This window comes from Kribbella sp. NBC_01484 (assembly GCF_036227145.1).
Taxonomy (GTDB): domain Bacteria; phylum Actinomycetota; class Actinomycetes; order Propionibacteriales; family Kribbellaceae; genus Kribbella.
The window spans coordinates 6,416,378-6,428,898 of the sequence record NZ_CP109437.1 but is presented as its reverse complement, the minus strand read 5'-3'; the positions used below and the strand labels follow the sequence as shown (position 1 = coordinate 6,428,898).

The following is a 12,521-nucleotide window of genomic DNA, read 5'->3' as shown; positions in this document are numbered from 1 at the left end:
GCCCCATGACCACGCCGGCGCCGAAGGCCCGGCCAAAAGCACAGTCACGCCGCTCCCTCGCCATCGAGCTTCCGTCCCCGCCGCGCCGCCCCGGTCGGGTCCGCCAGCACGTCGAGGCCGGTGGCCACGACCTGATCGAGCAGGTCCTCGATGTCCGTCGCGGTGGCGTTCGGATTCAGCAGCGTCAGCTTCAACGCGACCACCGCCGGGCCGCCGCGGCCGGCCGGGATCTTGGTCCGGCCGATCAGCACCCGCCCGGACGTCAGCAACCGGCGCCGGACCTCACCCTGGAGGGCATCGGCAGCCGCTGCCTCCAGCCTCTTCCCGGCGACCCGGAACAGCACCGTGGTCAGGGTCACCGGCGCCAGCAGCTCAAGGTTGCTGTCGGCAACGACCCGGGCCGCGGCGGCGTGCGCGAGCTCGTGGCAGGTGTCGAGCATCGTGCCCAGTCCGGCCCGCCCGTACGCCGTCAGCGTGGTAGCGACCTTGACCGCATCCGGCCGGCGGGTGGTCTGCAGGCTGCGGCCGAGCAGGCCGTCCAGCCCGGAGTCGATGTCGTCGGCCGGGTTCAGGTAGTCGACCGAGCGGCCGAGAGCGGAGAAGCGATTCCGGTCGGCCACCAGCAGCACGCTGGTCGCGGCCGGCTGCCAGCCGATCTTGTGCAGGTCGAGCGTGACGGAGTCCGCCTGCGACAGGTCGGCCAGCAAGGGCGCGAGCCGCTCGGAGAACAGCGCGCCGAACCCGTACGCCGCGTCCACGTGCACCCAGGCGCCGTACCGCCGGGCCAGTTCCGCGATCGGCGCGATCGGGTCCACCGAGCCGAAGTCGGTCGTACCGGCGGTCGCGATCACCGCGATCGGCGTCCGGCCCGGCTTGGCCAACTCGTCCGCGAGTACGTCGGTGCGCATCCGGAAGTCCTCGTCGGACGCGATCGTGATCGCGGCCTCCTCCCCGAGCCCGAGCGCGGCACATGCTCGCTGGACCGAGAAGTGGGCGAGCTCGGAGCAGAACACGACCGGGTGATCCAGTCCCCGCAGGCCGTTCCGCCGTACGTCGACTCCGGCCACAGCGGCAGCGTTGTCACGGGCGATCAGTACGGCGAGCAGGTTGGAGATCGACCCGCCGGGTGTCAGGACGCCGTCCGCTTCCGGACCGAACCCGGCCAGGCCGGCGAGCGCCTTCACCACCCACTGCTCGATCGCGAGCGTCGCGGGACCGGAGTCGTAGGTGTCCATCGAGGCGTTGCTCGCCGACGCCAGCGCGTCCGCGTCGACCGCGACCTGCAGCACCGGCGGCTGCAGGTGCGCCGCCGCGTGCGGGTGGCTCAGGTCGATCCCGTTCTCCTCGAGCAGTCCCGCGATCAGGTCGAGCGCCGCGGACTCACCGACGCCGGTCGACGGGACCCGCGGCTCGCCGAGGACTTCCGCCGTACGCCGCAGCACCTCCGCCGGCGAGCCGTGCGGCAACGGCCCCCGGTCGCGATCGGACACCGTCGAAGCGAGCGGCCACGCGGCGGTGAACGGGTTGCGCACAGGCGAGGGCAACGCGGTCAGACGCGCAGGATGCGGCACCAGATCTCCCGGGAAGTTGTCGAGTAAGGCAACCCTTACTAAGGCAGGCCTAACTTTTGTCCCGAGTCACTCATCGTGTCAACTCGGCCACCCGCGGAGTGGCGAGCCTCTCACCCGTTCAGGCCTGGTTCAGCCCACCCGACGCAGGCTGAGCCGTGGACGAAAGGAGCACAGCTCATGATCGGCTGGACGAAAACCGGGGTCTTGCTCGCAGTCACCGCACTGCTTGCCGGTGCCACTCCCCTCACAAGCTCCGCGCACGCGGAGCACCACCACCCGTCGGCGTGCCCGCTACCGGTGTTCGGACCAGGCAGCCGGTACCACCCCAAGATCGACCCCGGCGACTTCTCCCCGAACGTGACCAACCCGTGGTTCCCGCTCAAACCCGGACGCACGCTGGTCTCGACCGGCGTCAAGGATGGCGAGAAGGCTCTCGATCTGTTCGCCGCGACGTCCCGGACCAGAGTGATCGCGGGAGTCCGGACCCGCGTCGTCGAGGACCGCCTCTACCTGAACAACATCCTCGAGGAGCGCACCAGCGACTACTACGCGCAAGACCGCTGCGGCAACGTCTGGTACTTCGGCGAGGACACCGCCGAGCTGGACAGCCACGGCCGCGTCGTCAGCCGCGAAGGCAGCTTCCACGCGGGCATCGACGGCGCCCAGCCCGGCGTCTTCATGCAGGCCCACCCCCAACTCGGCCGCAAGTTCCGCCAGGAGTGGTACGCCGGCCACGCCGAGGACGTCTTCTGGCTCATCGCCCGCAACACCACGGTGACCGTCCCCCGCGGCACCTTCCACCACGCCCTCCGCACCGCCGAGACAACCGCCCTCGAACCAGACGTCCTCGACAACAAGTACTACGTCAAAGACATCGGCCAGGTCGCCGAACTGTCCGTCCGTGGCCCGACAGAACAACTACGCCTGGTGGAGATCATCTCCTAGTCCGTACGGCGTCCTCGTGAGGACGAACGTCGCGACGTTGAGGTGGGTGATGCGGTTGCCTTCGCGGATGACGTGGAGTTTTTCGCCGGCCAAATAGCCGTCGCGGCCCTGGTAGAGGTCGGGGCCCAGCGGGGAGAAGCGGGTGGTGAGGCCACCGGAGAGTTGGAGGATGCCGGCGGAGACGGACATGGTGACGGGCGTGTTGCCCCAGTACCAGTTGCCGAGGAGGTCCGCGCCCTGGGCGAGTGGGGGCTCGGGGAGCCACTCCAGCGGAAGGCTGGGCTCGTAGGTGACCAGCGTCTTGATCAAGTCGGGTGGGAGCGAGGCGACGCGACCGTACGTCGCGTTCCCGAGGGTGACGGCGCCGACGCGGCGGACGCGGTCGACGAACAGGCCGGCCAGGAAGCCGGGCATCGAGCCGGTATGGCCGACCAGCAGATGCGGGTTGTCGGCGATCAGGCGCAGGCCCAAGCCGTACGACGCGGTCAGTCCTTCTCGTGGATCCGCGGCGACCGGCGCCGCCATCTCGTCGACCGTGTCCCGGTTCAGCACCTCGTAGAGCGGATCGATCCAGAAGTTCGCGTACGTCGCCAGGTCCTCGATCGTGCTCCACAACTGCCCGGCCGGCGCCATCGCACCCGCGTCGTACGCCGGCTCGTCCATCAACTGACCGCTGAACGGGTGCACCGAGAACCCTTGCGCGGACGAGCCGGTCGGGAAGTACGTCGTACGACGCATCTCCAGCGGATCGAGGATGCGCTCCTGCACGAGGTCGAACCAGGCACCGTTCCGCAATCGCGCGACGATCTCGCCGAGAAGTCCGTAGCCGAGGTTCGAGTAGTGGTGCCGGCGGTCGGCCGGGCCGACCGCCTGGGACTCGTCCATCGCCGCGGTCAACTGGTCGAACGTGACGCCCGGGTTCCGCTCCCACCACGGCCCCTCGGGCTCGGCGTTCATCCCGCCGCTGTGCGCGAGCAGCTGCCGGACCGTCCGATCACCGAACGCGATCCCCGGCAGATGCTTGCCCACGGCATCGTTCAGCGAGAGCAGCCCGTCGTCCCGGCACTGCATCACCAGAACAGCCGTCAGCGTCTTCGTGATCGAGCCGATCCGGTACTGCACGTCCGGCCCCGGCACACCACCGTCCGCGGTGGCGAACTGCCCCCGCGACCCGGTCCACACCAGCGAACCGTCCCGGACCACTCCGGCATTGATCGAAGGCAACTTCCATTCGCTCTGCGCTGTCGCGATCTCGGCGTACAGAGCAGCGGCAGTGTCAGGACGAACAGAACTCACTCAGAGGCCTCCAGGGCGGGAACGGGCAGATCAGCAGGCGATAGCAGCCTGCGAGTCGATGATCGCGTCGTGGCGAACAGGTTCATCGACATCCCGTCATACTAGACGCAACCCCCTTTCGTCGGACGCCAGAACCCGGCAGCGGAGACAAGCGAGACGACCTCCTCCGCGCATCCCCAGCCGAGACTCACGCCGGCGCCGCTGTGCCCATAGTTGTGGATGACCAGACTTCCGAGCGCTGATCGCTCGGCCTCGACACGGATCGAAGCTCTGGTCGGGCGTAGGCCGACTCGGTGCTCGATGATCGTGGCCTTGGCAAGGCGGGGTTCGAGCCTCACACATCTGGCAACGATGGCAGCTGCGATCGCGTCGTCACGCGCGCGATCCCAGGCCTCAGGCTCGGCGGTTCCACCGAGGATCACGTGATCGCCGTGCGGGTAGATCGCGAGCAGGTCCGCTGGATCTTCGGTGTCGGCTTCGAGGAAGTCCGTCAGACCCGGGTTCGTGGTCACGACGTGGTAGCCGCGAACCGGAAAGAGAGTCATGTCCGGAACGAGCTGTCTGGCGCCGATGCCCGAACAGTTCACAATCACGGCCCGCGGGTCCGTGCTTGCCTGATCCAGCGATGTCAGCCGCTGAATGGTCAGCGTCCCTCCGGCAGCCCGCAGCCTGGTCAGCAGATAGTCGAGGTGAACTGGCATGTCAGCCAGCGGCGCGCTGTACCGGAAGCCCTGGCTGTAGCCAGGTGGGATCTCCTCGGACGTGCAAGGGGTCCGGTCAGGCAGCAGGCCGGCCCAGTCCGGCGGGTCGTAGCTCATCCGGGACACCTCGACGCCCGTTGCCACCCGAACGCCTGAACTCGGGTGATCAGCGAGTTCGCCCAGGACCTTCAGAGTGTGGGCGGCCCACAGAAGAACCCGCTCGCGCGGCTCCACCAGCCACGGACCCCAGAGTGCACCGGCCACGGCCGAAGTCGTCGCCTGCGGTGGCTCGGCCGCCACCACATCTACCCGATGACCTGCCTCAGCGAGCCGCACAGCGCTGGTCAGTCCGACCACACCCGCCCCGACAACAACAACACGCTGGCTCACGACGCCGACGTCCTACCAAGACAAGCCTCGAGCGACGGCAGGAAGTCCCTGACGTACTCGTTACGCCTCGCCCGCCGCAGCCGCGCCGCGAGCCGACTGAGTACGTCGAGACTTCGAGCGGAGCGCACTGTCGCCGTTCGCGCGACGGCAGTGCGTCCCAGAGCGCAGGCCTCCTCCAGGTTGCCCCGGCCTGCGGCCGCTGTAGCAAGCCACGCACCTTCGAAGAGGGCACGACGTTGCGCTTCCGCGGTGAGTGGTCTGTCGTAAGCACCTTTGCGGAGGAGCTTCTCGCCCTCGCGCAGCATCGAACGGCCGACAGATGCATCGCCGCTTTCGGACGCGAGTGTGCCGACGTGTGTCAGCGCGTAGCCGGCCTGCGTGTCGAGATGGCTTGGCGTCAGGTAGTACATCCAGGCTGGATCCTCAGAACGATCACTGTCGGCCAGAACGTCCACAGCGCTCTTGTGTGCCTGCTCGAATGCGGAGATGTCGCCTGCGATCGCGTGCCCGTAGGCGAGGCGCGTCTGGACTGACGCTCGAACGCTCGCCGGGGCGCGCCGAGCGATCTTGGCTGCAGACTCGCCCAGTGCCACCGCGTCTGACGGTTGCTCCCGGGTAGCCGCTTGGAAAGCAAGATCCGCCACGATGTGAGCGGCCATCGACTTGTACCCGCACTCGTGCGCTGCCCGGAGGGCGGTGAAGAGGTAGCGCTGTGCCGGGCCGTGGAGGCCTGCGTCGAAGGCCATCCAACCAGCCAGTTGGCCGATCTCGGCGAGTGCCGAAAGTAGGCGAAATTCGATCGGACGTGGTTGTCCCCCTTGCCGTACCAACAACGCGACCGAGCGGAACTGTGCGCCTACATACTCGAGATGACCACCACCTCCACTGACATCGTCCAACCTTTGGCGCAACGGAATTGTCTGCTCGATCTGCTCGATCAGAGGGCTGTCTGTGGCGACGCGCGCGAACTCGCGTGCAGCCTTCCCGCCCGCAAGGTAGTCGCCAGGGATCGATGTAAGGCTCACACCGGAGATCGCCAGGAATTGTCGCCTGTCCAACAGCCCCGCCACCACCCAGTCGTCGATAGCACTGAGAGTGCCGGCTCGAGTCCAGGGCTGGCGCAGAGCTGCGTCAGCAGGGACGACCAGCGGCGAGTCCACTGCGCGCCCCTGCCAGAGCTCGCCGACCGTGATCAGTCGCCCGAGTTCACGGGACAGGAGATGGGCCACCAGCGCGGGTAGCGGTGGTCGAGGCACGCCACCCGAGTCTCGCCAGTGGTACGGCGCTGTCTCCGCGACCGTGCCCGCGCCGAAGTCCCGGTTGAGACGGCGCGCCAACGTACGAGGTGACCAGCCCAGCTCCCGCAGAAGCTCGTCCAGAACATCGTTCACAGCGAAGCGTCTCCTCGACGTCGTGTCACCTTGCGCGAATTCTCGCAGAAGTTGACAGTTTTGACGCGATTAGTACCTCCCCGTAACCAGCGAGTTGGCTGAGTCTGGGCCGAGTGGGCCGGTGAGCTCGTCTCGGGAGGACAAAGCATGGCGACAGAGCGGTTACTTCTGCCGCGCATCACGGCAGGTTCGACGACGGCGATGCTGAACCTGCTTGTTGCGAGATGCCGGGCACAGGAATGAGCGATGGCAAGGAAGCCGATCAGCTCCAAGGCAGGGTTGCACTCGGACTCATATCGATGCTCTTCGTGAGAAGCACCGGTGAGCTTTTGGCCATGCAGCGAAGGCTGATCGCTTGCGCCACCGAGCGCGGGTATCGGCTCGAGACGGTGTACGTGCAGAGGCTCGGGCCGCCGGATGCCGTCTTCGACCTCCTCGGTTCGCTTCTGGAGTCGGATGGCCTAGCACTCGTCGTACCGACCCTGCATCACTTGGCAGTTCTCGGCAATCCCCTGGACATCCGCGACCACCTCAGCTGCGGCGACCATCAAGTGCTGATCGCCACCGAGCCGGCAGAGCGAACGTGCTGAGAGGGCATCTCCAAGTCCCCAGCGCTCCGCGTCCGTTCCGCCGTTCCACCGGGATCGGCCATTCGCAGTTTCGCCAACCGGATAGCCGATCACACCCGAGGCGGCCATCGCTCGGTGCCCTGCACCGCCGAGCGGGGGCGGCCGCCGCCCAAGAACCAGATCGGAGACAGGACGATGCCCGCCATCGAGGAACTCAAGGAGAAACCGCGTCAACTCCTCACTATGGTCACCCGCATCGCGGGATGCTCGGCCGGCCATCACGAAAACTTCGTGAGGAAGCTCAGGCGGGCGGGGAGGCCGGCGCACGCGCTGGCGCTTGTCGCGATGGTTGGACCGACGGTCAAAGCATGCGCCGCGGACGTGCCCCCGCCTGGCTCGGGCTCGACAACAATCCACTCCTGTTCGCCGAACTACACCGACGAAAACAAGCTGGACGACTGTCAATCCAGCAGAAGGGTCCTGGAACATCGATCCAATGGGGTACGTACCCGAACCTGCCCGCCGAGCGGTACATCGTGAGCATCTATGTCGGCTCGAAGAAGGTCGACGGCAAGAAGCAGAGCTACCCGCCACACGGATCGCTTCCGGCGAGAACGTGGGACAGGTCGAAGAACCGGTATCTGCGGACGTACAAGCCGGGACAGATTTTCAAGATCACTGGCACGTCGTACGACACCAAAGGCGCAGTTGTGCAGAAGTTTTTCATCAAGTGCAAACTAGTGTGATCAACGACCTGGGAGCTGTCATGGACACCTGGACCGAGAGCGAAACGAGGGGGCGGCGCAGGCCTTCGTCGCTGATCGGCTGAACGCGGACTTTGCCGGGACTGGACTGCGGAGCGTCGAGTTCCGGGGCGACCCTGCCTGGACCGGAACGCCTGGTGACGATTTCATCTTGGTCGCCGGCGGACACGAGTTCCCGCTCGACGTCGGGCACCGTGGCGTGGAGCAAGCATGTGCCTTCGCCGCGTTCCAGCTACAGGACGACGCCATGGGTGAGCTGAACCGTCCCTGGCCGGAGCTGGTCAACTCGGCCGGCGAGTCCCTCGGTGTCCTCACAGCTCCGGCGGAGGTGCACGGCGTCGCGGTCTGGGAACTGTCCGGTCAATCGTTCTGCGCTGTTGGACACCTTCGTCGGGCGGTCGAGGCTGCGGGGCTGCGGATCAGGTAGCCGGGTAGAGCTGGATCCGCAGCCCGCGCTTCGCCTACTCGAACGCCTCCGGGGGTGGGCAGGAGCAGATGAGGTTGCGGTCGCCGTAGGCGCCGTCGATGCGGCGGACGGGGGGCCAGTACTTCGAGGCGCGGTCGACGGAGCGGGGGAACGCGGCCTCCTCGCGAGTGTAGGCGTGCTCCCACTTGTCGTTGATCACCGACTCGGCGGTGTGCGGCGCGTTCACCAGCGGGTTGTCGCCGGCCGGCCACTCCCCCGCGGCGACCCGGTCGATCTCGTGCCGGATCGCGATCATCGCGTCGCAGAACCGGTCCAGCTCGCCGAGGTCCTCGGACTCGGTCGGCTCGACCATCAGCGTGCCCGCGACCGGGAACGACATGGTCGGCGCGTGGAAGCCGTAGTCGATCAGCCGCTTCGCGACGTCGTCGACGCTGATCCCGGTCTCCTTGGTCATCGGCCGCAGATCCAGGATGCACTCGTGCGCGACCAGGCCGTTCTCGCCGGTGTAGAGCACCGGGAAGGCACCCTCGAGCCGCTTCGCCACGTAGTTCGCAGTCAGTACGGCGGACTTCGTGGCAGCCGTCAGACCCTCGGCACCCATCATCCGGATGTACGCCCACGAGATCGCCAGCACCCCCGCCGAACCGAACGGCGCCGCGCTGATCGGGCCGACCCCGGATTCCGGTCCGGCCTGGTCCAGCAGCGGGTGGTTCGGCAGGTACGGCGCCAAGTGCGCGGCCACGGCCACCGGTCCGACGCCGGGGCCACCACCGCCGTGCGGAATGCAGAACGTCTTGTGCAGGTTCAGGTGGCTGACGTCGCCGCCGAACTCACCGGGCTTGGCCAGACCGAGCAACGCGTTCAGGTTCGCGCCGTCGACGTACACCTGGCCACCGTGCTCGTGGACGATCCGGCAGACCTCGGTCACACTCTCCTCGTACACGCCGTGCGTGGACGGGTAGGTGATCATGATCGCCGCCAGCTTGGCCGCGTGCTCAGAAGCCTTCGCCCGCAGGTCGTCCAGGTCGATCGTGCCGTCGTCGTTGCCCTTGACAACGACCACCTTCATGCCGGCCATCACCGCGGAGGCGGCGTTGGTGCCGTGGGCACTGGCCGGGATCAGGCACACAGTGCGATCGAGATCACCCCGCCCGTGGTGGTACCCACGGATCGCGAGCAGCCCCGCCAGCTCACCCTGCGAACCCGCGTTCGGCTGGATCGAGACCTTCGCGTACCCGGTCACCTCGGCCAGCCAGCGCTCCAGCTGACCGATCAGCACCGCGTACCCGGCCGCGTCCTCGATCGGCGCGAACGGATGCAGGTCGGCGAACTCCGGCCAGGTGACCGGCTCCATCTCGGTGGTCGCGTTCAGCTTCATCGTGCAGGACCCGAGCGGGATCATCCCGCGGTCCAGCGCGTAGTCCTTGTCGGACAGCTTGCGCAGGTACCGCAGCATGGCGGTCTCGGACTGGTGCGTGTTGAACACCGGGTGCGTCAGGTAGTCCGTGGTCCGCGGCACGGCAACTGCGGCCGCGTCCAGCGAACCGTCGTACCGCACGCCGAAGGACTGGCAGACCCGGGTCAGCGTGGCGACGTCGGTCTTCTCGTCGCAGGAGATGCCGACGTGGTCCGCGTCGACCAGCCGGAGCCAGATGCCGTTCTGCCTGGCGGCGTCGACCACATCCGCGGCCTGACCGGGGACCCGGGCGAGCACGGTGTCGAAGAAGTCGTCGTGCACGACCTCCACACCTCCCGCACGCAACGACGCGGCCAACCGGCCGGCGTAGTCGTGGACGCGCTCCGCGATCGCCTTCAGACCGTCCGGCCCGTGGTAGACGGCGTACATCGACGCGACCACGGCCAGCAGGACCTGCGCCGTACAGATGTTGGAGGTCGCCTTCTCGCGGCGGATGTGCTGCTCGCGAGTCTGCAGTGCCAGCCGGTACGCCGGTGCGCCGTCAGAGTCGACGGATACACCGACGAGGCGGCCGGGCAACGACCGCTCGAGGCCGGACCGGACGGACATGAAACCGGCGTGCGGACCGCCGTAGAACAGTGGTACGCCGAACCGCTGCGAGGATCCGATCACGATGTCGGCGCCGGCCTCACCCGGTGCCTCGAGCAACGTCAGCGCGAGCAGGTCGGAGGCGACCGCGACCAGCGTGTCGCGCTCGTGCGCGGCAGCGATCAGCGGCTTCAGGTCGCGGACGACACCGCCGGAGCCCGGGTACTGCACGAGGAAGCCGAAGAAGTCACCGTCCGGCAGACCGTCGGTGGTGTCGGCGACCACGACCTCGATGCCGAGCGCCGCGGCCCGGGTCCGCACCACGGCGATGGTCTGGGCAAAGCAGTCGGCGTCGACCAGGAAGCGGTCGGACTTGCTCTTCTTGTTCGACCGGTGGGCCAGCGTCATCGCCTCGGCTGCCGCGGTGCCCTCGTCCAGCAGCGACGCGTTCGCGGTCGGCAGGCCGGTCAGGTCGGACACGACGGTCTGGAAGTTCAGCAGCGCCTCGAGCCGGCCCTGGGAGATCTCCGGCTGGTACGGCGTGTAGGCCGTGTACCAGGCCGGGTTCTCGACCAGACGCCGGACGATGACCGACGGCGTGAAGGTGCCGTAGTACCCCTGGCCGATCATCGAGGTGGCGACGGTGTTGCGGGCCGCCAGCTGGCGGAGCTCGGTCAGCGCGTCGACCTCGGAGGCCGGCTCGGGCAGCCGGAGCGCCTCGGCGGACCGGATCGACGCCGGCACCGCGGCATCCACCAGCGCGTCGACGTCGTCGTACCCGAGGAGTTGGACCATGCGGGCGATCTCGTCCGGACGCGGCCCGATGTGCCGGTCGGCGAACGTCGCCGAGAGTTGGGGTGAGTTGTTCATCTAGAGGCTCCGTTGCTGACAGTGCTTCCGGTCGCCTCCCCCTCTGTCACGCCCAGCTCACGCAGGGGCGCTCCAGAGTCGCCTGTGGCACTCGGTCCATGGGCCTGAGAGGTTCCGGGGAGGAATTGCCCCTTCGGCGCCCGGTTGCACGGGTCTCTCCCGAGTGCTGTGTACGGCTGAACCGAGGCTACCAGGAATCCTCGAACAGTTCGGGCAGGAGCCGTCTGCCGGCCGGACTGGAACTCCCCCGCCGTGCCGTGCGCGTAGAGGCGCACGGGATGAAACAGGTCAGCCGGTCATGCGAGCCCGGCGGCGGGCCGCGAGCTCGTCGTTGGCGTGGCTGTCGCCGTCGTCGTGACCGTCGGCACGCTCGGTCGGCAGCTCGGACAGCGAACCCTCGACCTCGCGCCAGACACCCCCGAGGGCGATACCGAAGACGCCCTGACCGCCGGCGAGCAGATCGATCACCTCGTCCGGCGAGGTGCACATGTAGACCGAGGCGCCGTCGCTCATCAGCGTGATCTGGGTCAGGTCGTCGATGCCGCGCTTGCTGAGGTGGGCGATCGCGGTCCGGATCTGCTGCAGTGAAATGCCGGCATCGAGCAGCCGCTTGATCACCTTCAGCAACAGGACGTCACGGAAGCCGTAGAGCCGTTGCGTGCCGGAGCCGGTCGCCGGGCGGACGGACGGGGAGACCAGGCCGGTGCGGGCCCAGTAGTCGAGCTGACGGTAGGTGATCCCGGCCGCCGCGCATGCCGTCGGACCGCGGAACCCGACATCCTCCGGCATCGGCCGCAGGTCGTCGTCGAACAGCAGACCCTGGACGCCCGCGGCAGCGGCCGCCTGGGCGTGTGCGTCGGACGTCGACTGCGCCGTCAGATCCGTGTCGCCGGTGCGTGTCACGCCTGAGCCTCCCTGGGTACCGACTGGAACGGGTCACATCCGTGGAGTGACAACACCCCACGACTCCTTCAAGGTAAGCCGCCGACCAGGGAGGGTCAACGACAACCGCACCGAGCCGGGAGCGTGTCGCGGCCGTCGTACGAATCGTTACCTATCTGATCTTGTACCACTGCGGTGAACTGAACTGGTCAGCTCTTGTCGAAATCCTCGGGTGTCACCTGGTCGAGGAACTCGCGGAATCGCTCGACCTCCTCTTCCTCCACCACCTCGTCGGGATCGTCGGTCTCACTCTCCGGAACCGGGATGCCGGCCTCGGCCAGGATCTCCTCGGTGCAGAACACCGGGGTCCCGGTGCGCAGCGCCAGCGCGATCGAGTCCGACGGTCGCGCCGAGATCTCGGTCTTGTCGTCGAACACCAGGATCGCCTCGAAGATGCCGTCGGTCAGGTTCACGATCCGGACCTGGCTGAGGGTGTGCCCGAGCACCCGGATGGTCTCCGCGAACAGGTCGTGCGTCAGCGGCCGCGGCGGCTCCATCCCCTGCTGGGCGAAAGCGATCGCACTCGCCTCGGCCGCGCCGATCCAGATCGGCAGGTACCGCTCCCCGCCAACCTCTCGCAGCAGCACGATCGGCTGACTCGAGGGCATCTCCACCCGGACTCCGACCACGTCGACTTCGCGCACCCCTTC

General features: G+C 67.8%; 11 protein-coding genes and 1 riboswitch. Of the genes, 4 read left to right on the top strand and 7 right to left on the bottom strand.

Features of this window, described 5'->3' with window-relative positions:
- Positions 1–44 precede the first annotated feature (44 nt).
- Positions 45–1,571 (bottom strand): pyridoxal phosphate-dependent decarboxylase family protein, encoded by a 1,527-nt coding sequence (locus OG555_RS31275; RefSeq protein WP_329476140.1) that lies wholly within the window; start codon positions 1,569–1,571, stop codon positions 45–47.
- Positions 1,572–1,748: 177 nt separating this feature from the next.
- On the opposite strand from OG555_RS31275, the gene OG555_RS31270 reads away from it, so the two are divergent.
- Complete coding sequence (locus tag OG555_RS31270; RefSeq protein ID WP_329476139.1) at positions 1,749–2,516, top strand: hypothetical protein; 768 nt, start codon at positions 1,749–1,751, stop codon at positions 2,514–2,516.
- Here the strand turns inward: OG555_RS31270 and OG555_RS31265 are convergent.
- The 3 genes from OG555_RS31265 to OG555_RS31255 form a co-directional block, all read right to left on the bottom strand.
- Positions 2,490–3,812, bottom strand: coding sequence for a serine hydrolase domain-containing protein (locus OG555_RS31265; protein WP_329476138.1), 1,323 nt, complete (start codon positions 3,810–3,812; stop codon positions 2,490–2,492). The two genes, OG555_RS31270 and OG555_RS31265, sit on opposite strands and share 27 nt — an antisense overlap.
- Before the next feature lie 101 nt (positions 3,813–3,913).
- On the bottom strand, positions 3,914–4,903 hold the full coding sequence (locus OG555_RS31260; protein ID WP_329476137.1) for an FAD-dependent oxidoreductase: 990 nt from the start codon (positions 4,901–4,903) through the stop codon (positions 3,914–3,916).
- Positions 4,900–6,294 carry a carph-isopro domain-containing protein gene (locus OG555_RS31255; RefSeq protein WP_329476136.1) on the bottom strand — a complete coding sequence of 465 codons (1,395 nt, stop codon included), beginning with the start codon at positions 6,292–6,294 and terminating at the stop codon, positions 4,900–4,902. Before OG555_RS31255 ends, OG555_RS31260 begins: the two co-directional genes overlap by 4 nt.
- Positions 6,295–6,629: 335 nt before the next feature.
- Between OG555_RS31255 and OG555_RS31250 the strand changes: the two genes are divergently transcribed.
- The 3 genes from OG555_RS31250 to OG555_RS31240 all read left to right on the top strand — a co-directional run bounded on the left by OG555_RS31250 (position 6,630) and on the right by OG555_RS31240 (position 8,054).
- Positions 6,630–6,884, top strand: coding sequence for a hypothetical protein (locus OG555_RS31250; RefSeq protein WP_329476135.1), 255 nt, complete (start codon positions 6,630–6,632; stop codon positions 6,882–6,884).
- A 347-nt stretch (positions 6,885–7,231) separates the two neighbouring features.
- Entirely contained in the window at positions 7,232–7,609 is a 378-nt protein-coding gene (locus tag OG555_RS31245; RefSeq protein ID WP_329476134.1) for a hypothetical protein, read from the top strand.
- Between the two features lie 169 nt (positions 7,610–7,778).
- A complete protein-coding gene (locus OG555_RS31240; RefSeq protein WP_329476133.1) occupies positions 7,779–8,054 on the top strand; it encodes a hypothetical protein in 276 nt (91 codons plus the stop codon).
- 34 nt (positions 8,055–8,088) lie between these two features.
- Here OG555_RS31240 and gcvP read toward each other — a convergent pair whose 3' ends face one another.
- The 3 genes from gcvP to OG555_RS31225 all read right to left on the bottom strand — a co-directional run bounded on the left by gcvP (position 8,089) and on the right by OG555_RS31225 (position 12,515).
- Positions 8,089–10,929, bottom strand: a complete 2,841-nt coding sequence (gcvP, locus tag OG555_RS31235) for an aminomethyl-transferring glycine dehydrogenase (protein WP_329476132.1) — start codon at positions 10,927–10,929, stop codon at positions 8,089–8,091.
- A gap of 82 nt (positions 10,930–11,011) precedes the next feature.
- A riboswitch (glycine riboswitch) is annotated at positions 11,012–11,101 on the bottom strand.
- A gap of 116 nt (positions 11,102–11,217) precedes the next feature.
- Entirely contained in the window at positions 11,218–11,832 is a 615-nt protein-coding gene (locus OG555_RS31230; protein WP_329476131.1) for a MerR family transcriptional regulator, read from the bottom strand.
- Between the two features lie 188 nt (positions 11,833–12,020).
- The gene (locus tag OG555_RS31225; RefSeq protein WP_329476130.1) at positions 12,021–12,515 is read right to left on the bottom strand and encodes a bifunctional nuclease family protein; all 495 of its coding nucleotides are present in this window, start codon (positions 12,513–12,515) and stop codon (positions 12,021–12,023) included.
- Positions 12,516–12,521 lie beyond the last annotated feature (6 nt).